Source organism: Sphingomonas bacterium (assembly GCF_903642285.1).
GTDB lineage: Bacteria > Pseudomonadota > Alphaproteobacteria > Sphingomonadales > Sphingomonadaceae > Sphingomonas.
Window position 1 is genome coordinate 1 of sequence record NZ_CAHJWJ010000033.1, and the last position, 25,750, is coordinate 25,750.

At 67.3% G+C, this 25,750-nt stretch carries 28 protein-coding genes; 19 read left to right on the plus strand and 9 right to left on the minus strand.

Translation table 11 applies throughout. The features are described 5' to 3' along the window. The 3 genes from HUU99_RS13870 to HUU99_RS13880 form a co-directional block, all read left to right on the plus strand. Nucleotides 1-183, plus strand: a 183-nt coding sequence (locus tag HUU99_RS13870; RefSeq protein WP_174287174.1) for a hypothetical protein, incomplete at its 5' end; no start/stop codon positions are given. Then, on the plus strand, nt 180-626 hold the full coding sequence (locus HUU99_RS13875) for a DUF2141 domain-containing protein (RefSeq protein ID WP_254603226.1): 447 nt from the start codon (nt 180-182) through the stop codon (nt 624-626). The genes HUU99_RS13870 and HUU99_RS13875, both read left to right, overlap by 4 nt. 5 nt (nt 627-631) lie before the next feature. Next, entirely contained in the window at nt 632-3,214 is a 2,583-nt protein-coding gene (locus HUU99_RS13880; protein WP_174287175.1) for an MMPL family transporter, read from the plus strand. A 50-nt stretch (nt 3,215-3,264) separates the two neighbouring features. On the opposite strand, the gene HUU99_RS13885 is transcribed toward HUU99_RS13880, so the two are convergent. Both HUU99_RS13885 and HUU99_RS13890 read right to left on the minus strand, forming a co-directional pair. Next, nucleotides 3,265-4,314: an MlaA family lipoprotein gene (locus HUU99_RS13885; RefSeq protein ID WP_174287176.1), complete on the minus strand. Its 1,050-nt coding sequence runs from the start codon at nt 4,312-4,314 to the stop codon at nt 3,265-3,267. Further along, nucleotides 4,311-4,925 carry an ABC transporter substrate-binding protein gene (locus tag HUU99_RS13890; RefSeq protein ID WP_174287177.1) on the minus strand — a complete coding sequence of 205 codons (615 nt, stop codon included), beginning with the start codon at nt 4,923-4,925 and terminating at the stop codon, nt 4,311-4,313. The genes HUU99_RS13885 and HUU99_RS13890 overlap by 4 nt, the downstream gene beginning before the upstream one ends. Before the next feature lie 200 nt (nt 4,926-5,125). Between HUU99_RS13890 and ispH the strand changes: the two genes are divergently transcribed. The 4 genes from ispH to HUU99_RS13910 are packed head-to-tail and all read left to right on the plus strand — an operon-like array spanning nt 5,126 to nt 7,878. Next, complete coding sequence (gene ispH / locus HUU99_RS13895; RefSeq protein WP_174287178.1) at nt 5,126-6,130, plus strand: 4-hydroxy-3-methylbut-2-enyl diphosphate reductase; 1,005 nt, start codon at nt 5,126-5,128, stop codon at nt 6,128-6,130. Nucleotides 6,131-6,172: 42 nt separating this feature from the next. After that, nucleotides 6,173-7,318, plus strand: a complete 1,146-nt coding sequence (gene hpnH / locus HUU99_RS13900) for an adenosyl-hopene transferase HpnH (protein ID WP_174287179.1) — start codon at nt 6,173-6,175, stop codon at nt 7,316-7,318. A 10-nt stretch (nt 7,319-7,328) separates the two neighbouring features. After that, the gene (locus HUU99_RS13905) at nt 7,329-7,550 is read left to right on the plus strand and encodes a DUF4926 domain-containing protein (RefSeq protein ID WP_174287180.1); all 222 of its coding nucleotides are present in this window, start codon (nt 7,329-7,331) and stop codon (nt 7,548-7,550) included. Beyond that, entirely contained in the window at nt 7,543-7,878 is a 336-nt protein-coding gene (locus HUU99_RS13910) for a DUF6883 domain-containing protein (protein WP_174287181.1), read from the plus strand. The genes HUU99_RS13905 and HUU99_RS13910 overlap by 8 nt, the downstream gene beginning before the upstream one ends. Here the strand turns inward: HUU99_RS13910 and HUU99_RS13915 are convergent. From HUU99_RS13915 to hpnA, 7 genes are all read right to left on the minus strand, one after another. Then, the gene (locus tag HUU99_RS13915; protein ID WP_174287182.1) at nt 7,860-8,546 is read right to left on the minus strand and encodes a phosphorylase family protein; all 687 of its coding nucleotides are present in this window, start codon (nt 8,544-8,546) and stop codon (nt 7,860-7,862) included. The two genes, HUU99_RS13910 and HUU99_RS13915, sit on opposite strands and share 19 nt — an antisense overlap. Further along, nucleotides 8,543-10,441 carry a squalene--hopene cyclase gene (gene shc, locus HUU99_RS13920; protein ID WP_254603228.1) on the minus strand — a complete coding sequence of 633 codons (1,899 nt, stop codon included), beginning with the start codon at nt 10,439-10,441 and terminating at the stop codon, nt 8,543-8,545. Before shc ends, HUU99_RS13915 begins: the two co-directional genes overlap by 4 nt. Before the next feature lie 40 nt (nt 10,442-10,481). Beyond that, nucleotides 10,482-11,735, minus strand: coding sequence for a hydroxysqualene dehydroxylase HpnE (gene hpnE / locus HUU99_RS13925; RefSeq protein ID WP_174287184.1), 1,254 nt, complete (start codon nt 11,733-11,735; stop codon nt 10,482-10,484). After that, complete coding sequence (hpnD, locus tag HUU99_RS13930; protein WP_174287185.1) at nt 11,732-12,571, minus strand: presqualene diphosphate synthase HpnD; 840 nt, start codon at nt 12,569-12,571, stop codon at nt 11,732-11,734. The genes hpnE and hpnD overlap by 4 nt, the downstream gene beginning before the upstream one ends. Further along, on the minus strand, nt 12,568-13,413 hold the full coding sequence (gene hpnC, locus HUU99_RS13935) for a squalene synthase HpnC (RefSeq protein WP_174287186.1): 846 nt from the start codon (nt 13,411-13,413) through the stop codon (nt 12,568-12,570). Before hpnC ends, hpnD begins: the two co-directional genes overlap by 4 nt. Next, nucleotides 13,413-14,531 carry a glycosyltransferase gene (locus HUU99_RS13940; protein WP_174287187.1) on the minus strand — a complete coding sequence of 373 codons (1,119 nt, stop codon included), beginning with the start codon at nt 14,529-14,531 and terminating at the stop codon, nt 13,413-13,415. The genes hpnC and HUU99_RS13940 overlap by 1 nt, the downstream gene beginning before the upstream one ends. A 163-nt stretch (nt 14,532-14,694) precedes the next feature. Then, nucleotides 14,695-15,705 carry a hopanoid-associated sugar epimerase gene (hpnA, locus tag HUU99_RS13945; RefSeq protein WP_174287188.1) on the minus strand — a complete coding sequence of 337 codons (1,011 nt, stop codon included), beginning with the start codon at nt 15,703-15,705 and terminating at the stop codon, nt 14,695-14,697. A 230-nt stretch (nt 15,706-15,935) separates the two neighbouring features. On the opposite strand from hpnA, the gene hpnI reads away from it, so the two are divergent. The 12 genes from hpnI to HUU99_RS14005 all read left to right on the plus strand — a co-directional run. Then, entirely contained in the window at nt 15,936-17,084 is a 1,149-nt protein-coding gene (hpnI, locus tag HUU99_RS13950; protein ID WP_174287189.1) for a bacteriohopanetetrol glucosamine biosynthesis glycosyltransferase HpnI, read from the plus strand. Beyond that, nucleotides 17,081-18,526 (plus strand): hopanoid biosynthesis associated radical SAM protein HpnJ, encoded by a 1,446-nt coding sequence (gene hpnJ / locus HUU99_RS13955; RefSeq protein ID WP_174287190.1) that lies wholly within the window; start codon nt 17,081-17,083, stop codon nt 18,524-18,526. The genes hpnI and hpnJ overlap by 4 nt, the downstream gene beginning before the upstream one ends. 39 nt (nt 18,527-18,565) lie before the next feature. Further along, nucleotides 18,566-18,928 carry a DMT family protein gene (locus HUU99_RS13960; protein ID WP_174287191.1) on the plus strand — a complete coding sequence of 121 codons (363 nt, stop codon included), beginning with the start codon at nt 18,566-18,568 and terminating at the stop codon, nt 18,926-18,928. Then, nucleotides 18,925-19,734: a hopanoid biosynthesis-associated protein HpnK gene (gene hpnK / locus HUU99_RS13965; protein WP_174287192.1), complete on the plus strand. Its 810-nt coding sequence runs from the start codon at nt 18,925-18,927 to the stop codon at nt 19,732-19,734. Before HUU99_RS13960 ends, hpnK begins: the two co-directional genes overlap by 4 nt. 67 nt (nt 19,735-19,801) lie before the next feature. After that, entirely contained in the window at nt 19,802-20,647 is an 846-nt protein-coding gene (locus HUU99_RS13970) for a ferritin-like domain-containing protein (protein WP_254603231.1), read from the plus strand. 26 nt (nt 20,648-20,673) lie between these two features. Continuing rightward, nucleotides 20,674-21,627, plus strand: coding sequence for a lysylphosphatidylglycerol synthase domain-containing protein (locus HUU99_RS13975; protein WP_302479994.1), 954 nt, complete (start codon nt 20,674-20,676; stop codon nt 21,625-21,627). A gap of 56 nt (nt 21,628-21,683) precedes the next feature. Further along, nucleotides 21,684-23,210, plus strand: a complete 1,527-nt coding sequence (locus HUU99_RS13980; RefSeq protein WP_174287194.1) for an acyl-CoA carboxylase subunit beta — start codon at nt 21,684-21,686, stop codon at nt 23,208-23,210. Nucleotides 23,211-23,254: 44 nt separating this feature from the next. Beyond that, on the plus strand, nt 23,255-23,542 hold the full coding sequence (locus tag HUU99_RS13985) for a hypothetical protein (protein ID WP_174287195.1): 288 nt from the start codon (nt 23,255-23,257) through the stop codon (nt 23,540-23,542). A gap of 5 nt (nt 23,543-23,547) precedes the next feature. Beyond that, nucleotides 23,548-23,751, plus strand: coding sequence for a hypothetical protein (locus HUU99_RS13990; RefSeq protein WP_254603229.1), 204 nt, complete (start codon nt 23,548-23,550; stop codon nt 23,749-23,751). Beyond that, nucleotides 23,748-24,164, plus strand: a complete 417-nt coding sequence (gene mce / locus HUU99_RS13995) for a methylmalonyl-CoA epimerase (protein ID WP_174287197.1) — start codon at nt 23,748-23,750, stop codon at nt 24,162-24,164. Before HUU99_RS13990 ends, mce begins: the two co-directional genes overlap by 4 nt. 48 nt (nt 24,165-24,212) lie before the next feature. Next, nucleotides 24,213-24,998, plus strand: a complete 786-nt coding sequence (locus HUU99_RS14000; protein WP_174287198.1) for an enoyl-CoA hydratase-related protein — start codon at nt 24,213-24,215, stop codon at nt 24,996-24,998. A gap of 202 nt (nt 24,999-25,200) precedes the next feature. Further along, nucleotides 25,201-25,750, plus strand: a 550-nt coding sequence (locus HUU99_RS14005; RefSeq protein ID WP_254603233.1) for a methylmalonyl-CoA mutase family protein, incomplete at its 3' end; no start/stop codon positions are given.

The following is a 25,750-nucleotide window of genomic DNA, read 5'->3' on the forward strand; positions in this document are numbered from 1 at the left end:
TCGGACGAAGGGCTGACCGACACCGGCCTCGCGATCCGCACGCTCCGGCTGCCCGACAGCTTCCAGGACCAGAACGCACCCGACAAGCAGTACGCCGAAGCCCGCCTCGACGCCGACGCCATCGTCGATACCGTCCTCGCCGCCCTCCACCACAACGCCACCGCCGCGGGGGTGCGGGCTTGAAGGCCGCCGCCCTGCTGGCCGCCGCGATGCTGCTGCCGGCGGCGGGACCGGTGGGGACCACCGTCACGGTGCAGGTCGGCAATATCCGCAACGCGAACGGCAATGTCCATGTCGATATCTGCCCGCAGGCGCAGTTCCTCACCGAGAATTGCCCCTATCGCGCGACGGTGCGTGCGGTGGCCGGGGTAACGACGCTGGTTCTCCAGGGTGTGCCCGCCGGCCGCTATGCCGCGCAGGCGACCCATGACGAGAACCGCAACGGCAAGGTCGACCGCGCGCTGTTCGGTATTCCCAAAGAAGGCGTCGGTTTCTCGAACGACGCCAAGATCCGGTTCGGACCGCCCAAGTTCGATGACGCCGCCTTCGCCGTCGGCGCGACTCCGAACACGATCCGTTTCTCGCTACGCTATTTCCTCGGGGCTTCGGGCCCGGCGAAGCGCTGACCGCGATGCGCCGGCTGATCCCCCGCGTCGTCGCGCTGGCGATCCGGCGGCCCTGGGCGACGCTGGCGATCGCGGCGGTGCTGACGATGCTGGCGCTGATCGTCGCGGTCGACCGGTTCGCGATGACGACGGACACCGCGGCGCTGATCGCCCCGGATGTCGACTGGCGCAAGCAGGAGCGCGCGGTCGAGGCGGCGTTCCCGCAGTTGAGCGACGTCATGGTCGTGGTGATCGACGGCCGCACGCCGGAACTGGCGGAAGGCGCGGCGGCCGCGCTCGCCGCGAAACTCGCCGCCGACAAGACGCATTTCCGCCGCGTCAGCCGGCCCGACGGCGGCAATTTCTTCGGCCGCGAGGGATTGCTGTTCGGATCGCGCGTGGACGTGCAGCGCGAGACCGCGGCGCTGGTCGATGCGCAGCCTCTGCTCGGCCCGCTTGCCGCCGATCCAAGCGCGCGGGGGGTGGCGTCCGCGCTGTCGACGATGCTCGACGGGGTCGCGAACGGATCGACGACACTCACGCAAATCGACGCGCCGGTCCGCGCGCTGACCCGGGCGGCGGACGCGGCGCTCGCCGGAAAGCCCGCCTATTTCTCCTGGCAGCGGCTGTTCGGGGGCGCAGCGACGGTGGTGCCGACACGACGGTTGCTGCTGCTCCAACCCGTCCTCGATCACGGCGCGCTGATGCCGGGCGCGGCGGCGAGCGACGCGCTTCACGCCGCCGCCGACGCGGGCGGGTTCGACGCGGCACATGATGGGGTCACGATCCAGCTGACCGGCGAGGTGCCGCTCGCGGACGAGGAATTCGCGACGCTGGAGGACAATATCGGCGCGGTCGGGGCGGTGATGCTGACGGCGATGCTGGCCACCCTCTGGTTCGCGACCCGGTCGGTGCGGCTGGTGGCGGCGATCCTCGCGACGATCGTCGCGGGGCTGGTGGTGACGAGCGCGGTCGGGCTGCTGGCGGTCGGGCGGTTCAACCTGATCTCGGTCGCGTTCATCCCGTTGTTCGTCGGGCTCGGCGTCGATTTCGGTATCCAGATCTGCGTGCGCTTCAATGCCGAGCGGAGCGGCGGCCTGATACCGCCGGTCGCGATGGCCGCCGCGGCGGAAGCGCTCGGCGCGCCGTTGCTGCTGGCGGCGAGCGCGATCTTCCTCGGGTTCGGGGCGTTCCTGCCGACCGCCTATGTCGGGATCGCCGAACTGGGGGTGATCGCCGGTTTGGGCATGATCGTCGCGCTGGCGTTCAGCGTCACGTTGCTGCCGGCGATCGTCATGCTGATGCCGCCGGGCAGCCCCGAGCGAGATGTGGGTTTCGCGGGCATGGCCCCCGCCGATCGCTGGCTCGCGCGCAACCGGCGGCGGGTGCTGTGGGCGTTCGTCGCGGCGATGCTGGTCAGTATCGCGCTGCTGCCTTTCGTCCGGTTCGATTTCAACCCGCTCGATCTGCGCGATCCGAACGCGCCGTCGATGCGCGCGCTCGCCGACCTGACGCGCGATCCGGACCGGTCGCCGAACACCATCGACGTGCTGGCGCGGAACCCCGGCGCGGCCGACGCGCTGGCGAAGCGGCTCGCTGCGCTGCCCGAGGTGCGGCAGGTGGTGACGGTCGACAGCTTCGTGCCGCCGGATCAACCGGCCAAACTGGCGACGATCCAGGACGCGTCGACATTGCTCGATTTGACGCTCAACCCCTTCGACGTCGCACCCGCGCCCAACGATACGGCGCTGGCGACGGCGTTCGCGCAGGTCGCCGCGAAGCTGCGACAGGTCGCGACGGGGCGGGCGGACGGGGCGAGTGCCCTGCGGCTGGCGAACGCGTTCGATCGGTTGTCGCATGGCACCCCGGCCGCGCGCAGGGCGTTCGATCGAACGGTATCGCAGCCGCTCAGCGTGATGCTCGACCAGACGCGGCTGGCACTACAGGCCGCGCCGGTGACCCGTGCGACGCTGCCCGTTGATCTTGTCCGCGATTGGGTCGCGCCGGATGGGCAGGCGCGGCTGTCGGTCTTCCCCAGCGGTAATGCGAACGACAATGCGGTGCTGGAACGATTCCGCAAGGCCGTCGCCAAGGTCACGCCCGCAATCTCCGGCCTGCCGGTCGCGACTCAGGCGGCGGCGGGGACGGTGGCATTCGCGTTCGTCGAGGCGGGGGTGATCGCCTTCGCGCTCGTCAGCCTGTTGCTGTTCGCGGTCCTGCGCGACGCGCGCGAGGTGGCGTTCACGCTCGCGCCGGTGATCCTGTCGATCTTCCTGACGCTCGGCACCTGCGTGCTGATCGGGCAGCCGATCAACTTCGCCAATATCATCGCGTTCCCGTTGCTGTTCGGGGTGGGGGTGGCATTCCATATCTATTTCGTGATGGCGTGGCGTGCGGGGGCGACGGCGCTGCTGGAGTCGCCGCTGGCGCGCGCGATCCTGTTCTCCGCACTGGCGACGGGCACCGCGTTCGGCAGCCTGTGGCTGTCGCACCATCCCGGCACCGCCGGCATGGGCAAGATCCTGATGCTGTCGCTGGCGTGGACATTGGTCTGTGCGCTGGTGTTCGAGCCCGCGCTGCTGGGGCCGCCGCGGGTCAGGAAGGTTTAAGCGGTTATCGGCTGTCCGACATTCTCCGTCCCCCCGGCCTCGAGCCGGGGTCAAGCCCGGGGTGACGGCGTTGCGGAACCGGTCGGACGTGCAGGCGTCCCGGTCGTCGGGTCCTTGAGCGGATCGTCGAGCGCGGGCGGGGGCGATATCGGCGGTGCAGGCTTCGCATCGGGCTGTGTCGCCTGTGGCGCAGGAGCGGCAGGGTCGGCCATCGGGTCCGCCAGTTCGGGGACCTTGCCGGTGCCCGGTGTCGCGCCGGCCGGGTCAGCCAGCGGATCGCCCAGTTCGAGCGACGATCCGGTCGCCCGCTTCCCGCCGTGCAGATGCCGGATCTCGCCCGCGCGATCCTGCAGATAGACCGATCGCAGCGTGGCGTAGGGGTCCACCGCGCCTGCCATCAATGCCCGCAGGTCGCCATCCGCCTCGACCCGCTCGTCGAGCCCGGGGATCACCGCGTGCGGCAACTGGTAATAGAGGCGGTCGAACGGTTCCCCGACGGTCGGGGCCAGGATCGCGCCGTCCGCGCCGTTGCCGATCAGGTCGCGCAGCGTCGTCGGGCCGATAAAGGGCAGGAAGATATAGGGCCCGGGCTTCACCCCGTAAAATCCCAGCGTGTCCGCCAGTCCGTTCGGCCGGTGCGGCAATCGGATCGCAGGACCCTTCGCAAGGTCGATCGCCCCCGCGAGCCCGAGCGTCGAATTGATCGTGAACCGCGCGACGGTCTCGATCGCCTTGCCGGGTTTCAACTGAAGCATATAGTTCAGGAAAACGATCGGCTCGCCAAGATTGCTGAAGAAATGACGCAGCGCGGTGCGAAGCGGGCTTGGCACGACATGCTTGTACCCGAGCGCGACGGGCCGGAACACGATCCGGTCGAACCGCTGCTGGCGGGCGAACATCTTGCGGTTGAAGCGTTCGAACGGGTCGCCGGCGGCGTGGCGGACAGGCCGACGCGTCGTTGGCGGGGGCGTGGTCGGCTCGGGCTTGTCGGTGGCGATCGGCGCGGCGGCCGCGATCGGCGGCGCGACCGGCGTGCGGGCATCGGTCTGGCCGGCGGCACCAAGGATCAGCAGCGCAGGAACGACTGCCGTCAGCGTCACCCGCCGACCTTCGCCGCCTGCGCGCCGATATTGGCGATCAGCGCCTTGGCCCCGCCGGTACCGAGCACGCGTGTGAAATCCGATCGGCGCGTCGCAAGCTGACTGATCTCGTTCTTGTAGAACACATCGATGATCCGCCAGCCGCCGCCGGCCTGACGTAGCCGGTAGGCGATCGCGACCGGTTCGTCCCCCGGTCCGGCAAGCGTCGTGCGCACCAGTTTGTCGCCGCCGCGCGCCTCGACGCGCGGGTCGATCCTGATCGTCTGGCCCGAAAAGCCGTCGAAGTTCGACGCATATTGCGCGACCGTCAGCCGGCGGAATGCGGCGACGAGCGCCGTCTGATCGGCGGGCGCGAAACCGTTCCACGCACTGCCCACCGCAAGCCGGGTCATCAGCGGGAGGTCGAACGCGCGGTCCACCACCGGGCCGATCGTCGCGGTCCGGCCATGCATGCCGGCGCGCTTCCCCGCCTTCATCGTCGCGATCAGCCCGGCGTCCAGCGAATCGACGGGCACCAGGGCCGGATCGGTCGCCTGTGCCGACACGACCGCCGGCAGCATGGTGCAAAGCGCGACCGTGGACATGGAAAGGGCAATGGCGGCGATACGCATGACGGACGCTTTCGATCGGGGAAGGCTGCGCGCCATAAACCCGCTGTGGCCATGGGTCCACACCCCATCCGCGTTAGGTGCGTTGCACCAAAAGTGTCTTGCCCGATCGCGGGGCCAGTCGCTAACGAGGGAATTCCGCTGCGTCCTCCGGGGGATGCGGCGGGTTCGACCGTCCGGGAGATTATGAGGGCGTGCGGCCAATGAAGAAGCTGGAAATCGTCGATCCAACGGGCCCGGCGTTGCGGGTCATCCTCGCCAATCCGCGGGGTTTCTGTGCGGGGGTGACGCGTGCGATCGAGATCGTCGAGCGGGCGCTGGAGCGCGAGCGGGCCCCCGTGTATGTCCGACACGAGATCGTTCATAACCGTCATGTCGTCGATACGCTGCGCCGCAAGGGTGCGGTATTCGTGGACGAACTGAGCGAGGTGCCGGCGGGGGCGACCACTATCTTCAGCGCGCACGGCGTCGCGAAGGCGGTGCAGGCGGAGGCGCGCGCGCGTGATCTTCCCGTGATCGACGCCACCTGTCCGCTGGTGACGAAGGTCCATGTCCAGGGCCGCCGCTATGCACGCGCCGGACGGATCGTCGTGCTTATCGGTCATGCCGGGCATGCCGAGGTCGAAGGCACGATGGGGCAGGTCGATGCGCCGCTGCACCTGGTCTCCACCGTCGACGACGTCGCCACGCTCGCGCTGCCGCTCGACGCGCCGATCGCGTACATCACGCAGACGACGCTGAGCGTCGACGACACGCGCGGGATCATCGCCGCGCTGCACGACCGGTTCAGCGACGTGATCGGGCCGGACGTCGCCGACATCTGCTACGCCACGCAGAACCGCCAGACCGCGGTGCGCGACCTGGCCAAGGCCAGCGACCTGTTGATCGTCGTCGGATCGCAGACCAGTTCCAATTCCAGCCGCCTGCGCGAGATCGGCGTCGAGATGGGTGTGCCGAGCTACCTGGTCGACGATGGCGGGCAGGTCGATCCGGCTTGGCTCGATGGCGTCGGCACCGTCGGCGTGACCGCGGGCGCGTCCGCGCCGGATGCGCTGGTCGACAGCGTCATCGCGGCACTCGCCCGCCTGCGTCCGGTCGAGACGGCGCAGCTGGACGGCGTGACCGAGGACGTGGCGTTCAGCCTGCCGCCGGAACTTCGCCGCCCGCTCGGGAGTCGCACCGCTATCCGCAGCGTCGCGGCCGAATAGGATCATTTGCGGGATCGACGCCGGTCCGGTACAGGAGCAATCATGAGCCTTCCGCTTTCGCAGCTCGCGCGCATCGGCGCCTACACCCTCAAGCAGCATATCAAGGGCGGCAAATACCCGCTCGTGCTGATGCTGGAGCCGTTGCTCCGCTGCAACCTGGCGTGCCCGGGCTGCGGCAAGATCGATTATCCCGATCCGATCCTCAACCAGCGGCTGTCGGTGCAGCAGTGCATGGACGCGATCGACGAATGCGGCGCGCCCGCGGTGTCGATCGCGGGCGGCGAACCGCTGCTCCACCGCGACATGCCGGCGATCGTCAAGGGCTATACGCGCAAGAAGAAGTTCGTGATCCTGTGCACCAACGCGCTGCTGCTGAAGAAGAAGATCGACCAATACGCGCCGTCGTCCTTCTTCACCTGGTCGATCCATCTCGACGGCGACAAGGGCATGCACGACCACGCCGTCGATCAGGACGGCACCTACGACGCCGCGCACGAGGCGATCCTGCTCGCCAAGGCCAAGGGCTTCCGCGTCCAGGTGAATTGCACCGTGTTCGACGGTGCCGATCCGGTGCGGCTGGCGGCGTTCTTCGACGAGATGGAGCGGCTGGGCGTCGAGATCACGATCTCGCCGGGTTATTCCTACGAACGCGCCGCCGACCAGGAGCATTTCCTGACGCGCGAGCGGACCAAGAACTTCTTCCGCGACGTGTTCAAGCGCGGCGACGGCGGCAAGGCGTGGACCTTCACCAACTCGCCCTTGTTCCTCGATTTTCTGGCCGGCAACCAGACGTACGAATGCACGCCCTGGTCGATGCCGCTGCGCACCGTCTTCGGCTGGCAGAAGCCCTGCTATCTGGTGGGCGAAGGCTATGTGGAGACCTTCGCCGAACTGATGGAGGGTACCGACTGGGACCAGTACGGCGTCGGCAAATACGAGAAATGCTCCAACTGCATGGTGCATTGCGGCTTCGAGGGTACCGCCGCGACCGATTCGATCCGTCACCCGATGAAGATGTTCGCGATCGGCCGCAAGGGCGTGCGCACCGAGGGGCCGATGGCCCCCGACATCGACCTTTCGCTGGCGCGACCGGCAGCGGACTTGCATTCGACTCATGTCGAGCAGGAACTGGCGCGGATCCAGGCGACGGACCCGGAGGGGTTCAAGCGGGTGCAGCGGGCGGCCTGAGGGGGGAAAAATGAACATTGCGGTGCCAATCCGGCAAAGCGTTTTCCGCGAACTCCAAGTCGTACAGTTGCTCGGCCAATATACAAGCGAAGACGGGACGCTGACACCGGGTCAGGCTGGGACGATTGTCTACTGCCATAGAAACGGCCACGCGTTCGAGGTCGAATTTTCCTCGCCAGCGCCAATGGTGGTTACGCTGAACGCGGACGAGATTGCCGCGATTGATGAATAAGCTTGTCGGCGATCGCTTTGTTTTAAGGCGAAAAGTCGAAAACTACCTGCTCCAACTTACGCACCTAGACGGTGGCTCCAAGGCCCGCTTCTTCATGGCTCATGGGTTTTCCGCGGACGATCCGGACAGGCTGATCGCTGCGCTTAGCGCCCATCCCGATGACAATCCGGTTGTTGCGGTCAGGGAAAGCCAACACGGCGTCACAAGCGTGATCCGCTGTCGGCTTCGTTCACCCGACGGACGCGACCCATGTGTGCAAACGATATGGATGCTTGATAAAGGCGGTTCTATCCACCGGTTCGTGACGGCCTATCCCAGCCGCGATTGAGCGCACTTCGCCAACCCCATCCGCGGCCCGATCCGCATCGCACCCCGCTTCAACTCCCGCATCGCCTTCGCGAATCCCGCCGTCGTCCGCGCGATGTCGGCGACCTGTCCCGGTCGCGCCGCCAGCGATCGCAGCATCGCCTTCGCATCCACCCCGCCGTCGGGGCGCATCGACACCGTGATCGCATGCGGCAGCAGGTGGCGCGCGCCGTCGGAGACGCAGCGGACGATGGCGAAGGGCAAGCCACGTTCCGCCGCTACCGCCCCCGCGACATGGCTTTCCATATCGACCGCCAGCGCGTCGTGCCGCTCCCCCAGCGCCAGTTTCTCCGCGACCGTGTCGATCATGCGGCCGTCCGCATAGAAGCCGCCGATGCGTGCGCCGGGTAGCGCGTTCGCCAGCGCTGCGGCCCAGGCCGGATCGCACTCCAGTTCGATCGCGCCCCATAGCCGGTCGGCCACGATCCAGTCGCCGATCGCCAGGCCATCGACCAGTGCGCCGGTCATGCCGAAGCTGACGATCCCTGCGGCACCCGCCGCGGCGTGCTCGAGGCGGGTGCGCAGACCCACGGGGTCGCCGCCCCCTGCGACGGGGACGACACCGGCGAGGCGCGAGACGCAGGCGACCTCACGGTTGAAACCGGTGGCGACGACGACATGGCCGGTCACATCCCATACTCGACCGCTTGGGCGTTCGATCGCTTCAGATTCCGGTACCGCGCCAGCGCCCATAACGGGAAATATTTCGGGTACCCGTGATAGCGCAGGTAGAATACGCGCGGAAAACCCCCGCCGGTATAGCGTTCCTGCGCCCATAGCCCGTCTTCCGCCTGGTTCGCCGCCAGCCACGCGACCCCGAGCGCGACCGTATCGCTGTCGACCTGCCCTGCGGCCATCAGACCCAGCAGCGCCCAGGCGGTCTGCGACGCGGTGGAGGGGGCACCCCGGTGGCCCGCATAATCGAGCGCGTAACTGTCGCAATCCTCGCCCCAGCCGCCGTCCGCATTCTGGATCGCGGTCAGCCATGCAACAGCCTTCGCGACCATAGGATGCTCCGGCCCAACCCCGGCAGCGTTGAGGGCACACAGTACCGACCAGGTGCCGTAGATGTAGTTGACCCCCCAGCGCCCGAACCAGCTGCCGTCCGCCCTCTGCTCGCGTGCCAGATAGTCGAGCGCCGCCATCATCCGCGCCGAGCCGCGCTCCCCGCGCTGCGCCAGCATCGATACGCAGCGCGCGGTCACGTCCGCGGTCGGCGGGTCCAGCAGCGCGCCGTGGTCCGCGAAGGGCAGATTGTTCAGATACTCATAGGCATTGTCCGCATCGAACGCGCCCCAGCCGCCGTTCCGGGATTGCAACCCGACCGTCCACTCGATCCCGCGATCGATCGCTTCGTCGTTGACCGGCCCGGTCCGCCCCCGCGCGCGGTCCATCGCCATCACGACGACCGCGGTATCGTCGAGGTCCGGGTAATGATCGTTGTTGTACTGGAACGCCCAGCCGCCGGGCCGCACGTGGGGCCGCTCGCTCGCCCAATCGCCCGCTACGTCCAGCACCTGGCGTGGGCGCAGCCAGTCGAGCGCGGCATCGGCGCGCGCGTCCTCGCCCGCCTCCATCATCGCATGCGCGGCAAGCGCGGTGTCCCACACCGGCGATACGCAGGGCTGGCAATAGGCCTCGTCGTCGCCGATCACGAGCAGCCGTTCGAGCGACTCGCGCGCCGCAGCGCGCGCCGGATGGTCCTCGGCATAGCCCAGCGCGTCGAACATCATCACGCTGTTCGCCATCGCCGGATAGATCGCGCCGAGCCCGTCGACGCCGTTCAGCCGCTCGGTCACGAACGCCACGCACCGGTCGATCGCACGCTGGCGCAGTCCCTTCGGCCAAAGCCGATCGCCGCGTTTCAGTGCGCCGTCGAGCGCGTTGAAGAACAGCGTCCACATCGGTGTCGTATCGGCCTTGGTGGTCGGTGCGACCGCCTCGCCGGTATAGAGTTCGTCGACCAGCACGCGCTTCGCATTGCGCGCGACGGGTTTCAGCGCGGCCAGGACCAGCAGCGGCACGACGACGGTGCGCGCCCAATAGGACATCTTCGCCAGCGTGATCGGGAACCAGCGGGGTGCCAGGATCAGCTCGGGCGGCATCGTCGGGACCGTCGCCCAGGGCCCCGCGCCGAACAGCGCCAGCTGGATGCGGGTAAAGACGTTCACCGCCGCCGCGCCGCCCGCCGCCAGGATCGCCGCGCGGGCGCGGGCCATATGCGGTGCGTCGACGGGATCGCCGATCATCTTCAGCGCGAAATAGGCCTTCACGCTGGCGCTGACGTCGAAGTCGCCGGCATGGAACAGGCCCCAGCCGTCATGCGTGTCGGATCGGATACGACGCAGATAGCGGCCGATCTTCGCCTCCAGTTCCGCGGCCACCGGTTCGCTCAGATAATGGCGCAGCAGCACATATTCGGCCGGGATCGTCGCATCGGCTTCGAGTTCGAAAACCCAATGCCCGTCGGGTCGCTGCGTGGCCGCGAGCGCGGCGGCGGCGCGGTCCACCGCCTGGTCGATCATCGGTAGCGATGGGGTAAGCGTGCCGTGCATCCGATCGCCGTTACCGCGTGTCGGCGGCGAGTGCCAACCCCGCGGCGGTTTCCCCCGATCGGATCGCGCCTTCGATCGTCGCCGGCAGCCCGGTCTGCGTCCAGTCGCCAGCAAGAAAGAGGTTGCGCCAGCGCGTGTGCGCGGGCGGGCGGAGCGCGTCCTGTGCGGGCGTGGCGGCGAAGGTCGCGCGCTTCTCCTTCACGATCTGCCAGCGCGGCATCGGCGCATCGATGCCGTGGACCGCCGCGATATCGGTCCAGAAGGCGCGGGCGAGGTCTTTGCGGTCGCGGTCGACCAGATGATCCGCGGCGCTGACCGTAACCGACAGCCGGTCGGGAAAGGCGAAGACCCATTCCGCCGTTCCCCCCAGCAGGCCGATCATGGCGGGCGTGCCGGGCGGCGGCGTAAAGGCGAAATGGCCGTTGACGATCGCGCGGTGTTCGGTCGGCGCGGTCAGGCCCGGGACGAGCGATGTCGCGGCCCAGGCGGGAAGCGCGAGCATTACGGCCTCGTCCGCTGCCACCGGCTCGACGCCGTTGCCCCAATCGAGACCAGCGATCCGATCGCCGTCGAATGCCAGCGCCCGCAGCCGCCGTCCGGTCGCCACGCGCGTGCCGCGTTCGATGAGCCAGCCGAGCGCAGGCTCGACGAACGCGGCCGCAAGACTTGGGTGCGCGATCCGCGGACGCATCGCCGTGCCGCCCCTGGCGACCGTCTCGCGCAGGACATTCCCGGTCAGCCGCGCCGATCCCGTGGCGGACGGGGTATTGAGCACCGCGAGCAGGATCGGATCGAGAAACCGTTCCCATAACGGTCCGCGCGCGTCGATCCGATCGGCCACCGTCCGGTCGGGGCCACCCGTTATCAGCCGGGCCAGCCCGAGATAATCGGTCAGCCGCGTCCCCGGCACGCGGCGCTTCGCCGATGCGGTCCACCAGGGCAGTCGCCCGTCGTTGATCGCGACCGTCCAGCGCTCGCCGCTCGCCAGGTCGGCGAAGGCGAAATCGGCATGGTCCGGCCCCGTCATCGCGGGTGCGCCGACCGTTGCGCGAAACCGTTCGACCGCGGCGTTGCCCGACAGGACGAGATGGTTGCCATTGTCGATCGTCAGGCCAAGCTGCGGATCGTGATATGACCGGCAGCGGCCACCCGCCTGCGCCGCCGAATCGCCAAGCGAGACCGCGACGCCGGCCTTCGCCAGCGCGACCGCAGCGGACAGCCCGGCCATCCCCGCGCCCGCGATCGTCACATGCCCGAAGCTCAACGAAACAGGCTCAGCCTCAGCACGGTCCAGAGCAGGGCGGGTTTCGACACGCGGACGCGGGTCCGCGGCGGGGCCCAGCCGATCGCCTCCATCCGCGCGAGCACCTTGGCATAGGCCGCCGCCATCAGCCGCGGCGCGATCAGGTGGCCGCGCGGGCGGGCCGCGAGGATCGCCTTCGCGCGGTCGAAATGGGCCTCCGCCTGCACGGCCAGCGTGCGCGCGACCGCATCGACCCGCGGGTCGGCGACGACCTGTTGGGGCGTGGTGATCGCGATCCCCGTTGCCTCGATCGCCTCGCGCGGCAGATAGACGCGGCCGATCGCCGCATCCTCGTCGATGTCGCGCAGGATATTGGTCAATTGCAGCGCGCGGCCGAGATGATGCGCGAGATCGATGCCGACCGTCTCGTCCATCCCGAATATCCGCACCGACAAGCGTCCGACCGCCGACGCCACCCGGTCGCAATACAGATCGAGGGTCGCGGCATCGGGCCAGCGGATATCGGCTGCGACATCCATCGCCATCCCGTCGATCACCGCATGGAAATCGGCGCGGTCGAGATGGAAGCGGCGCACCGCCTCGGCGACCAGAGCCGCCTGCCCCGGTTCGCCGCCTGCATAGAGCGAATCGATATCGTGCCGCCACGCATCGAGTTCGATCGCGCGGCTCGCGGGGTCGCCGTGCTGGTCGTCGGCGATGTCGTCGACCGCACGGCAGAACGCGTAGACCGCGTACATCGCCTCGCGCTCGGCCTTTGGCAGCACGCGCATGCCCGCGTAGAAGGAACTGCCCGCGACCTTGGCACGCAGTGCGGCGGGGGTGGTATCGGGGTTCATCGCTGCCGCCTTAGCAGCACCGGGAGCGCGGCGCTAAGCGCAAGCGCGGCCGCTTCGGCCTTGCCGTGATGGACGCGTTCGCCGAGTGGGTCGCGGCGCTGGAGCCTGGCGTTCAGGCTTTCGGCCAGCCGGTGGATGACCGCGACTTCGGCCGCGAGCCGGCGGTCGCGGATCGTCGCCGCGAACGGCGCGGCGTCCGCCAGCAGGCCGTGTGTCCGCGTCGCCAGTGCCACGATCGTCGCGCGCAGGGCGGGGGTCGATCGAGTCGCGCGCAGATCCTCTACCGCCGCGCCGTGTTCGGCCAATGCGTCCGCAGGAAGGTAGACCCGGTCGATCGCGCGGTAATCCTTGCTGCAATCCTGCAGGTGATTGACGATCTGGAGCGCGGCGCACAGCGCGTCCGAGGCGGGCCATGTCGCGCGATCCTCGCCATGCACGTCCAGGACATAGCGGCCGACGGGCATCGCGGAATGGCGGCAATAGCCGATCAGATCGTCCCAATCGGCATAGCGATTCTTGTCGACGTCTGTCTCGAACGCGACGAGCAGATCGCGGGCGTGGACGGGGTCGAGACGGCGTTCCGCCATCACTTTGGCCAGCGCCATCGCCTCGGGTGCTCCGATGCCGTCCAGGCCGGCGCGCATCGCGGCGAGGCGGGCATGCTTCTCGTCGCGGCTCGCGGTCGGATGATCGGCGATGTCGTCGGCGGCGCGCGCGAAGCGGTAGAACGCCATGATCGGCGCGCGGTGCGCGGGTTTCAGCAGGATGCTGGCGACGGGAAAATTCTCGTCGCGGTGGCTCTTGCCGGACGCGAGCGTACCGGGCGCGACCGCGGTCGCCATCAGCGCCCCGTCGCCGCTTGTGCGCGTCCCTTCCACATGCCGCCGCGTCCTCGCTTGTGCTGCCATGCCGATAGCAAGGTGCATCCGCCGTAGAAAGCCGCGATCACCGGGAGCGCGATCCCCCATGATGGCGATCGACGGTAGAAGCGCAGCATCGGCTGGAACGACAGCGCGATCAGCGCCCAGGTCGCGAGGCCGATCGCTTGCGCCGTGCCGCGTCCGAACACCGCGAGCGTCGGCGCGAGGAGATAGGTGACCGCCAGCCCCAGCGTCGTCCCCGCCAGCAGCAGCGGCGAATAGCGCAGCTGCGCATAGGCGGACCGCGCTATCATCGCCGCGACCGGACTCCAGCCGTCATAACGCCGGATGCTGACCGAGCGATCGGTCAGCCCAAGCCAGATCCGCCCCTGCCGCTTCATCAGCGCGCCGACCGCGCAATCGTCGATCAGCGCATCCCGCACAGCGCCGATCCCGCCCGCCGCCGCCAACGCATCGGCGCGGATCAGCATACATCCCCCCGCTGCGGCACCGATCCCGGTCGGCCGGTTCACCCGCGCGAAGGGGTAAAGCAGCTGGAAGAAGAACACGAAGGCGGGGACGAGCGCACGTTCGGCCAGCGTGTCGCAGCGCAGCTTCGCCATCAGCGAGGTGAGGACCAGATTGCCGGCCTCCGCACGCGACACGAGGCTCGCGAGCGTGTCGGGCGCGTGCGCGATGTCGCCGTCGGTCAGCCAGAGGTAGTGGGGAGCCTGGGCTGCGGCGATGCCCTGCTCCACCGCCCAGAGCTTGCCGGTCCAGCCGGGGGGCAGGGGGGTGCCATCGACGACCGTGACGCGGGGGGAGCCGATCGCGCGCGCGATGTCGCCGGTGCCGTCGGTGCTGGAGTCGTCGACCAGGACGATACGGAACTCCCCGGGATAGGCCTGCGCGGCCAGGCTGCCGATCGAGCGCGCGACGACGTCCGCCTCGTCGCGTGCGGGGACGACCGCGACGACGCTCGGCCATGTTGCGGGGGCGGGGAGGGGGGCAGTGTCGCGTTCGCGCGCGCGCCAGAATTGGCCATGGGCGAGAAGGAGGTAGAGCCAGATCGCGAGCGGGAGAAGGACGAGGAGAGTCACGATGGCGCCTTCGCTCCGCCGAAATCCCACCCCGGCGAAGGCCGGCGCCCCGTTGCGACGGTGCCGATTGGCGCGCGTTTCGCTCCGCCGAGATCGTCCCGCCGCTGGGCCCCGGCCTTCGACGGGGAGGGGTTAAGATAACTGAGGGAGGATAGGTGCCCCCTCACCCGATCATCCCCGCCGCGCGAAACCAAGCGACCGCATCCGCCACCGCCGCCTCATGCGGCCGTGCCCGGTATCCCAATTCCCGTTCCGCCTTCGCGGAGGAATAATACATCGCGTGGCGCGCCATCCGCAGCGCGTCGCGAGTCAGCATCGGTTCCTTGCCCGTCACCCGCGCGATCTGTTCGCTGACCCAGGCCAGCGGAAACAGCGGACCGCGCGGCAGGCCGATCGTCGGTGGCTTGCGTCCGACCGCCCGTGCGACCGTCGCCAGCATATCGGCGAGCGTCACGTCCTGCCCGCCCAGGATATAATGCCCGCCGATCCGCCCCTCCGCCATCGCCAGCAGATGCCCGCGTGCGACATCGTCGACATGCACCAGGTTCAGGCCCGAATCGACGAAGGCGGGGATGCGCCCGTTTGCCGCCTCGACGATGATCCGTCCCGTCGGTGTCGGTTTCACGTCACCAGGCCCGATCGGCGTCGACGGGTGGACGATGATCGCCGGCAGGCCTTCGTCCCGGATCATCGCCTCGACCAGCCGTTCGGCGACGACCTTGCTGCGCTTGTACGCGCCGACGACGGTCGCCTCCGTCGCGGGCCGCGACTCGTCCGCCGCGCCGGCGGGATCGGGCAGGATCGTCGCGACGCTGCTGGTGTAGACGATCCGCCGCACTCCGGCGTCCAGCGCGGCGCGCATCACGATCCGCGTCGTGTCGCGGTTGTTGGCGACGATCTCCTCCGGGTCGCGCGCCCATAATCGGTAATCGGCGGCGACGTGGAACACCGCCGCCACGCCCGCTATCGCCCGCGCCACCGCGGCCGGATCGCGCAGGTCACCTTCGACCAGCGTGCCGGGGAAGTCGACGAGGTTGCCCCGTGGGCTGGACGCGCGGACGAGCCCGCGAACATGGTGACCCTCCGCCGCCAGCGCGCGCGCGACCGCCGCCCCGACGAAGCCGGAGACGCCGGTGACGAGGATTGGGGCGGTGAGAGAGGAAGCGGGGATCATTGGCGAAGGCTGCTAGCGCGTCGGGGGCGGGTTGGGGAGGGGGCTGGTCGCTTGCCGCTCGCGGTTTGACATCCGCCTCCCGGCGAAGGCCGGGGCTCAGTCGGGAATGCACTGGACGAAGCGCAATGCGCCATCGACAACCATCGCACCTAGGCCCCGGCCTTCGCCGGGGTGGGTATTGGGGCGGCTACGGATATGTTCATGACGGAGACGAGACGGCGAGATAGACAATGACGATGGTTGAGCCGGGATTTCTCACGATCGGTTGGGTTGTGGTCGCCCTGGCTGTTGCGTCCATCGGCTATACCATCCATGCGATTGCAGCGACGAACCGCTTCGCGCGCATGTCTCTTCCGGCCGTTGCACCCTCCGAACCGGTCACGTTGCTCAAGCCGGTTCATGGTGCCGAGCCGCGACTGCGTGAAAATCTGTCGAGTTTTTTCGACCAGGATTGGCACGGCCACGTGCAGATGGTCGTGGGTGCGAACCGATCCGATGATCCCGCGCTGCCCATCGCGCGGGCTGTCGGCGGCGATATCGCTATTTGCGTCGATGCTCCGACGATCGGTGCGAATGCCAAAATAGCTAATGTCGCCAACTTGATCGCCGCTGCCAGACACGACCTGCTGATCCTCAGCGACAGCGATATCGCCGTGTCGCCCGATTACATCGGCCGCGTTGCTGCCGCATTGGCAATGCCGGGCGTTGGGGCGGTAACGTGCCTATATCATGGTCGCGGCGATACTGGCGGATGGTCGCGCTTTGCCGCGGCTGCCGTCAGTTGGCAGTTCATCCCGATGGTCGTCATGAGCCTGGCGCTGAAGGTTGACCATCCCTGCATGGGTTCGACGATCGCATTGCGCCGAACGACGCTTGAAGCGATCGGCGGATTCGCGGCTTTCAAGGATGTTCTCGCCGACGATTATGCCATCGGTGCCGCCGTGCGAAAATTGGGGTTAGCCGTCGAACCCGTACCGGCATTTCTGGTCGCCCATGGCGGTTCCGAAGATACGCTGTCGGCGGTTTGGCGGCATGAATTGCGCTGGTCACGTACGCTTCGTGCGGTGAGTGGATGGGGGCATATCGGCAGTATCCTGACGCATCCCTTGCCTTTGGCGCTTCTTACCCTTCCGTTTCATCTGATTGTGGGATCGGCGATAATGGTGTCGGCAATCGCTACGCGACTATTGCTGGCACGATCCGTCGACCGGCTGGCCGCGCATCGACCTGCATCCCTATGGCTGCTCCCAGCCCGCGATATCCTGTCGTTCGCCGTGTTCCTAGCCAGCCTCTTCGTACGATCGGTTGATTGGCGCGGCGCAAGCCTTAGAATGGCTCCACGCGGCACGATCATTGCCGGCCCGGAGAATGCCCCATGAAGAAAACCCTGTTCCTGCAGGCACCCTCGTTCGACGGCTATGACGGCGGCGCGGGTGCGCGCTACCAGATGAAGCGCGAGGTGAAGTCCTTCTGGTATCCGACCTGGCTCGCGCAGCCCGCGGCGATGGTCGAGGGATCGCGTCTGATCGACGCCCCCGCGCACGACCAGAGCTGGGACGACATTGCGCACGAGGTGGACGGCAAGGACCTTGTGATCCTCCACACCTCGACCCCCAGCTTCGGGCAGGACATCCGGACGGCCGCGCTCATCAAGGCGCGCAACCCGCACGCGCTGGTCGGCTTCGTCGGCGCGAAGGTCGCGATCGAACCCGACCAGAGCCTTGCCGCCAGCAAGGACATCGATTTCGTCGCGCGCGAGGAATATGACTTCACGATCCTGGAGATTGCGGAAGGCAAGCCGCTCGCGATCGTCGACGGCATCACCTGGCGCGCGCCGGACGGCAGCTTCATCCGCAACAGGGACCGCGCGATCATCGAGAACATGGATGTTCTTCCGATGGTCTCGCCGGTCTACAAGCGCGATCTGAAGATCGAGAATTACTTCGGCGGCTATCTGCGCCATCCCTATGTGAGCTTCTACACCGGGCGCGGGTGCAAGAGCCGCTGCACCTTCTGCCTGTGGCCGCAGACGATCGGCGGCCACAACTACCGCTTCCGCTCGGTCCCGAAGGTGATCGAGGAGGTGAATTATATCCTGTCGGAGATTCCCCAGACCAAGGAAATCTTCTTCGACGACGACACGCTGACCGACAATCACGACCGCGTGATGGACCTGGCGCGCGCGCTGGGCGATCTCGGCTTCGGCAAGCCGGGGTTCAAGGCGTCGTGGAGTTGCAACGCCAAGGCGAACGTACCGCGCCGGGTGCTGGAGGTGCTGAAGGAGAACGGCCTGCGTCTGCTGCTCGTTGGCTATGAGAGCGGCAACCAGCAGATATTGCACAACATCAAGAAGGGTTTGCGCGTCGACGTCGCGCGGCAGTTCACGAAGGATTGCCACGACCTCGGCATCGTGATTCACGGCACCTTCATCCTCGGCCTGCCCGGCGAGACGCTGGAGACGATCGAGGAGACGATCAACTATGCCAAGGAGATCAACCCGCACACCATCCAGGTGTCGCTGGCCGCGCCTTACCCGGGTACGTTCCTGTACAAGCAGGCGACCGAGAATGGCTGGTTCGACAATACCAATCAGTTGCTGACCGATGGCGGCACGCAGATCGCGCAACTCAGCTACCCGCACCTTCACGCATCGGTGATCTTCGACAAGGTGGAGGAATTCTACAAACGCTTCTACTTCCGCCCGCGCAAGATCGGTTCGATCGTGGGCGAGATGGTCCGCGACTTCGACATGATGAAGCGGCGGTTGCGCGAGGGGGTCGAGTTCTTCAGCTTCCTGCATAACCGGAAGAAGGCGGCGTAGGCCGAACGCTCTCGCTTGCGGGGGCGTTCGCAAAACGCGATGCTGGGACTTCCCCTCCGCCTGGTCCCGATACTGCTGCTGATCGGCTCGAACCTGTTCATGACCACGGCGTGGTACGGCCATCTGCGCTTCAAGGAACGGCCCTTGTGGCTCGTCGTGATGGCCAGCTGGGGAATCGCGTTCTTCGAATATTGGCTCGCGGTGCCGGCCAATCGGATCGGTAGCGCGGTCTATTCGGCCGCGCAGTTGAAGGCCATGCAGGAGGTCATCACGCTGACGATCTTCGCGGGCTTTTCGGTGCTGTATCTCGGCCAGCGGATCACCTGGAATCATGCGATCGGCTTCGCGCTGATCGCGGCGGGCGCGTTCTTCGTCTTCCGGTCGGGAACCGCGGCCGGGTGAGGGGGCTGATCGTCACCGCCGACGATTTCGGCGCGTCCGTCGCCGTCAACGAAGCGGTCGAGCGGTCACACCTCGATGGCATCCTTACCGCCGCCAGCCTGATGGTTGCGGGGGATGCTGCCGTGGATGCGGTTGCGCGGGCGAAGGCGATGCCGTCGCTGGGGGTGGGTCTTCACCTCGTCCTCGTCGAAGGCAAGCCCGTACTGCCGCCCGACCAAATCCCGGCACTCGTCGACCACACCGGCCGTTTCCGCATCGATATGGCGCGCGCAGCGTTGCGGATGTTCGCCGATCCCCGCGCCCGCGCGCAGTTGGCGGCGGAGATCGAGGCGCAGTTCGCCGCGTTCGCCGCGACTGGTGTGCCACTCGATCATGTCAACGCGCACAAACATTTCCACCTCCACCCGACAATCGCATCCACCGTCCTAAAGATCGGCGGACGCTACGGCATGACCGCGATCCGCGCGCCGCTGGAACGGGGCGATCACGGAATCGAGGCATGGTGGGCGCGGCTGTTGCAGCGGCGGATGCGGCGGGCGGGGATGCTGGTGCCCGATCAGGTGGTCGGCCTCACCTGGACCGGCGCGTTCGATGCGCAGCGGATGCGCCGCGCGATCGGGGACTTGCCGCCGGGGCTCACCGAAATCTATACGCATCCTGCGACCGCGGACACCTATCGCGGCAGCGCCCCCGGCTATCGTTACCGCGACGAACTGGCGGCGTTGCTCGATCCGGCGGTCATGGCGCTCATCGACCGCAACGGGATTTCCAATGGCCACTTCGCTTACCACCAGACGCCATCCTGACCTCGAGCCGCTGGCGATCTCCCCCGCCGGCTTCGAAGCGCCGCCTGCGCCGGGGGCGAAGATCCGGATGGGATCGCCCGAGCACAAGCGCCTGTTGTCGCGGATGATGCTCGACAGCCACGACGCCTATCGCCCCGCGCTGATCCATTGGCCCGTGCTGGAACCGGAGACGCGCGACCGGATCGTCTCGCTTCCGATCTGGGACATCGCGGTGCAGACCGAAGGCCGCGCATCGATGAACGTGAAGACCTTCAACGAACAGATCGACGATCCCCTGCTCCACGAGGCGATCGGGATGAACGCGTACGAGGAACGCCGCCACAAAATCGTCCTCGCCGACATGGTGCAGGCGTATGGGATCGAGCTGGAACCGGAACCCGCCTATGTCCGTCCGCGCGATCCCGAATTCGCGTTCATGCGCACCGGCTATTCCGAATGCATCGACAGTTTCTTCGGCTTCGGGCTGTTCAAGCTGGCGAAGGACACGGGGTTCTTTCCCGACGAACTGATCGACACGTTCGAGCCCGTGATGCGCGAGGAAGGGCGGCACATCCTGTTTTTCGTCAACTGGGTCGCCTGGTGGCGCGCGACGATGCCATGGTGGCGGCGGCCGTATTTCGAGGCGAAGGTGCTGCTCGTCTGGGCGTTCCTGATCGGCGAGCGGATCAGCCTGGCCAAGGGCATGGGCAAGGATAATACGAAGGCGCAGGAGAACAACTTCACGCTGAACGGATCGAAGGAGCTGGGCGTCGAGGTGAGCTTCCCCGAACTCGCCGCGATCTGCCTGGCGGAGAATGACCGGCGGCTCGCGCCTTATGATCCGCGGCTCATCCGCCCGAAGTTCGTGCCCGCGATGATGCGCCTGGCGCTGAAGTTCGCCGGCAAGCCCAAGTCTGCGGGAGCGGCCGCCTGAACCGTTTCGCCCGTGCCGGCATCCTGCTGGCGACGATCGCGGGCCTGGCCCTCGCGATCTGGACGATCGGCGCGACCGGGCTCGGCGCGATCGTGTCGGTCGCGCGGCGGCTCGGCGTGGGAGGGTTCTTGCTGTATTGCGGCTATTCGCTGGGGGTGTTCGTCGTACTGGGCACGGCATGGTGGGCGGCAGCGCCGGGCGAGCGGGCGCGCCGCATCGGCCTCTTCACCTGGGCACGGCTGATCCGCGAGGCGGCGTCCGACCTGCTGCCCTTTTCGCAGATCGGCGGGATCGTGGTCGCGACGCGGATGCTGGGCGATGCGGGCATACCGCGGCCCCGCGTCTATGCCTCGATGATCGCGGACATGACGACCGAGATGGCGAGCCAGGTCGTGTTTTCGCTGTTCGGGGTCGCGCTGGTGGTGTCGTTGCTGCTCGACGGCGGCGCAGCCGCTTCGCTGCGCATACCGCTGGCGATCGGCGCGGCGATCATGGTCGCGCTGATGATGGCGTTCGCCGCCGCCCAGCGCTGGGTGCTGCCGCTGGCCGGACGAATCGCGCAGCGTGTCGTGCCGGGGTCGGATTCGGTGACGCGGGACGTTACCGTCGCGCTGAACGCCACCTACGACCGGCATGCGCGGATCGTCCTGGCGTTCGTCCTGAACCTGCTCGGCTGGGTCGGCAGTGCAGCAGGGGCGTGGGTCGTGCTGCAACTGATGCGGGTGCCCGTGTCGATCTGGACCGCGCTGTCGATCGAAAGCGTGATCTTCATCCTGCGCAGCGCCGCGTTCGCGGTGCCGGGCGGGATCGGCGTGCAGGAGGCGGGCTATGCGCTGGTCGCACCGTTGTTCGGACTGCCAGCCGAATCCGCGCTGGCGTTGGCGCTGGCCAAGCGTGCGCGCGATCTGGCGATCGGAATCCCGACGCTGCTGTTGTGGCAAGCGACCGAGACGCGTGCGGTGACGCTGGGCGCGGGCTGATCGCTGGACTTGCAATTGCCGCGGGCCTCCGGAATGGAGGCGGACGAGGAGAGGCCATGTCGTCCACCATCGAGGAACTCGAACGCCGCCGAGAGGCTGCCCGCATGGGTGGTGGTGAGAAGCGGATCGCGGCACAGCATGCCAAGGGCAAGCTGACGGCACGCGAGCGGCTCGACGTGCTGCTCGACGAAAACAGCTTCGAGGAGCTCGACATGTTCGTCGAGCATAACTGCGTCGATTTCGGGATGCCCGCGCAGGTCTTTCCAGGTGATGGTGTCGTCACCGGGTCGGGCACGATCAACGGGCGACTAGTGTTCGTGTTCAGCCAGGATTTCACCGTCTTCGGTGGGTCGCTGTCCGAGCGGCACGCGCAGAAGATCTGCAAGGTCATGGACATGGCGCTGAAGGTCGGCGCGCCGGTCATCGGCTTGAACGATTCGGGCGGCGCGCGCATCCAGGAGGGGGTGGCGTCGCTGGGCGGCTATGCCGAGGTGTTCCAGCGCAACGTGCTGGCGTCGGGCGTGGTGCCGCAGCTGTCGCTCATCATGGGGCCGTGTGCCGGGGGTGCGGTATATTCGCCGGCGATGACGGACTTCATCTTCATGGTGAAGGACTCGTCGTACATGTTCGTCACCGGGCCGGATGTCGTGAAGACGGTGACCAACGAGGTCGTCACGCAGGAGGCGCTTGGCGGTGCGGTCACGCATACGACGAAGACCAGCGTCGCCGACAATGCGTTCGAGAACGACATCGAGGCGCTGCTGGCCGCGCGCGACTTCATCGATTTCCTGCCATCTTCGAACCGGGAAGGCGTGCCCGAACGGCCGACCGTGGACGATTGGGACCGGATCGAGGAAAGCCTCGACACGCTGATCCCGGCGAACGCGAACCAGCCCTACGACATGCACGAGCTGATCCGGAAAGTGGTCGACGAGGGCGATTTCTTCGAGACGCAGCCGGCGCATGCGGGCAACATCATCACCGGGTTCGGGCGGATCGAGGGGCGGACAGTCGGGTTCGTCGCCAATCAGCCGATGGTGCTGGCGGGCGTTCTCGACATCAATTCGTCGAAGAAGGCGGCGCGGTTCGTGCGCTTCTGCGACGCGTTCGACATCCCGATCGTGACCTTCGTCGACGTTCCCGGCTTCCTGCCCGGCACCGCGCAGGAGCATAACGGCATCATCAAGCACGGCGCGAAGCTGCTGTTCGCCTATGCCGAGGCGACCGTGCCCAAGATCACCGTCATCACCCGCAAAGCCTATGGCGGCGCGTACGACGTGATGGCGTCCAAGCATTTGCGCGGCGACCTCAATTACGCCTGGCCGACCGCCGAGATCGCGGTGATGGGGGCCAAGGGCGCGGTCGAGATCATCTTCCGCGGCGGCACGCCCGACGAGATCGCCAAGCGTACCTCCGAATACGAGGCGCGCTTTGCCAACCCGTTCGTCGCGGCGAGCAAGGGCTTCATCGACGAGGTGATCCAGCCGCACTCGACCCGCCGCCGGATCGCGCTAGGGCTGCGCAAGCTACGCGGCAAGAGCCTCGAAAACCCGTGGAAAAAGCATGACAACATCCCGTTGTGAATGACCTACCAACGCATTATAAGGTCATGTGAAGGAGTGGTGCCATGCAGACCGAACGCGTTACGTTTCTGACCACCCCCGATCACAAGGCGGCGCTCGACGCTTTCGCGCGGGAGAGCGGCATGTCCGTCGGCCATGTCGTGCGCGAGGCGACAAGCCAATTCATGTCGCAGCCTGCGCCGGACGAAGAAGCGAGATTGGCAGCGCTTGTCGAGGAGGCCAACAAGGCTATGCCCAAAATGGCAGCGTCGCTGGACCATATGATTGCGCGGCTCGACGAAAGCCACGCGCACGTCGATCGCGTTCTGCGTGAAGCGGGTATTCGCAAATGAGCACAATGGGTGACGCGCTCGCTGCCATTCGCAACGTGGTGCTCATGCAAGAGCGGCTGCACGTTCTGACGCGAAAAGTCGATCGACTGGCCGACGATGTCCGCGACACCAACGATTACGTTCTGTCGGTCGATAAACGTGTGATCCGTATCGAGACTATTATTGAAATGGGCCGCGGAGGATCAGCGTCGCCCAGGATCGAACAATGACCCTCGGCCGCCTCAACCATATCGGCGTCGCAACGCCGTCGATCGCGCGATCGGTAGAGACGTATCGCACCCTGCTCGGTGCGATCGTGATCGGCGAGGCGTTCGATCTGCCAGCGCAGGGCGTGCGCGTGTGTTTCGTCGATGCGCCCAACACGCAGATCGAACTGATCGAGCCCTATGACGACACGTCCCCGATCGCGGGGTTCCTGAAAAAGAACCCTACCGGCGGGCAGCATCACCTTTGCTTCGAAGTACCCGATATCGACGCCGCGGTCGCCGATCTGACCGCAAAGGGCGCGACGGTGCTTGGCAAACCGCGGATCGGGGCGCACGGGACGCCGATCGTGTTCGTCCACCCGCGCGACATGGGCGGGATGTTGGTGGAGTTGATGGAGACGCCGAAGGCGCATTAGGACATATCGGACGCACCGCGACGCGCGAACAATCCCAAGGAGAAATAGTTGCCCGATTATCGGCATATTCGGAGCGAACGGCGCGGCGACGTGCTGGTGCTGACGCTCGATCGGCCCGACCGACTGAACGCCGCGCCGCCGGCGATGTTCGACGAACTGCGCGGCGCGCTGGCCGATCTGGACGGCGCGCGCGCGGTGCTGGTGACGGGGGCGGGGCGCGCCTTTTGTTCGGGCGCGGATGTCGGCGGCGGGGCGCTGGCCGGCGACGATCCCGGCAAGGCTACGTTCGAGGCACTGACGAAGAGCTATAATCCGACGATCGCCGCCGTCGCTGCGTTGCCGGTGCCGATGGTCAGCGCGGTGCGGGGGCCGGCCGCGGGAATCGGGTGCAGCCTCGCGCTCGCAGCCGATTTCTGCGTGGCCAGCGAGACGGGATATTTTCTGCAGGCGTTCGTCAATATCGGGCTCGTCCCCGATGGCGGGGCGTCGTGGATGCTGCCGCGCCTCATCGGGCGGGCACGTGCTACGGAAATGATGCTGCTGGGGGACAAGGTTCCAGCGGCGAAGGCGTTCGATTGGGGAATGATCCATAAAGTCGTCGCGGACGACGCGCTGGATGCCGAGGCGTTCGCGCTGGCGACTCGGCTGGCGGCTGGGCCGACGATGGCGTTGGGGCTGATGCGCCGCGGGCTCGCCGAGGCGCTCGAGAGCGATTATGCGGGCGCGATGCTGCGCGAGGCCGAGAACCAGCGCACGGCGCGTGGCTCTGCGGACTCGGCCGAAGGGGGACAAGCGTTTCTGGAGAAGCGCAAAGCGGTGTTCACCGGGGCATGATGAACGGTTATACGACGTCGCTTTCCCGGCGGGGGAGAGGTCGCAAGTCGGCCATGCTCTCGGGGAGAAAGGGGCTTTGACCGATCCCGTCATCGAGACGAACAGCGGGGAGGATGCGGGTACCGCACCCCCCGCACCCCGGCAGCCGGAACCGTCTTCGCACCCGACCCTCGCCAAGTGGGCCACCGCCGCCGCGCGCGAGGTGAAGGGCCGCGACCTGACTTGGCACACGCCCGAGGGGATCGACGTCAAGCCGCTCTACACCGCCGCCGACGTGCGCGCGGACCCCGGCCTGCCCGGGTTCGCACCCTTTACCCGCGGCGTGCGCGCGTCGATGTATGCGGGGCGGCCGTGGACGATCCGGCAATATGCCGGCTTCTCGACGGCGGAAGAGAGCAACGCCTTTTACCGCCGCAATCTCGCCGCCGGGCAGAAGGGCCTGAGCGTCGCGTTCGATCTGGCAACGCATCGCGGCTACGATAGCGACCACCCCCGCGTGACCGGCGACGTCGGCAAGGCGGGGGTCGCGATCGACAGTGTCGAAGACATGAAGATCCTGTTCGACGGCATCCCGCTCGACCAGATGAGCGTGTCGATGACGATGAACGGGGCGGTGATCCCCATCCTCGCCTTCTTCATCGTCGCCGGCGAGGAACAGGGGGTGCCGCGGCACCTGCTCGACGGGACCATCCAGAACGACATCCTCAAGGAGTTCATGGTCCGCAACACGTACATCTACCCGCCCGAGCCCT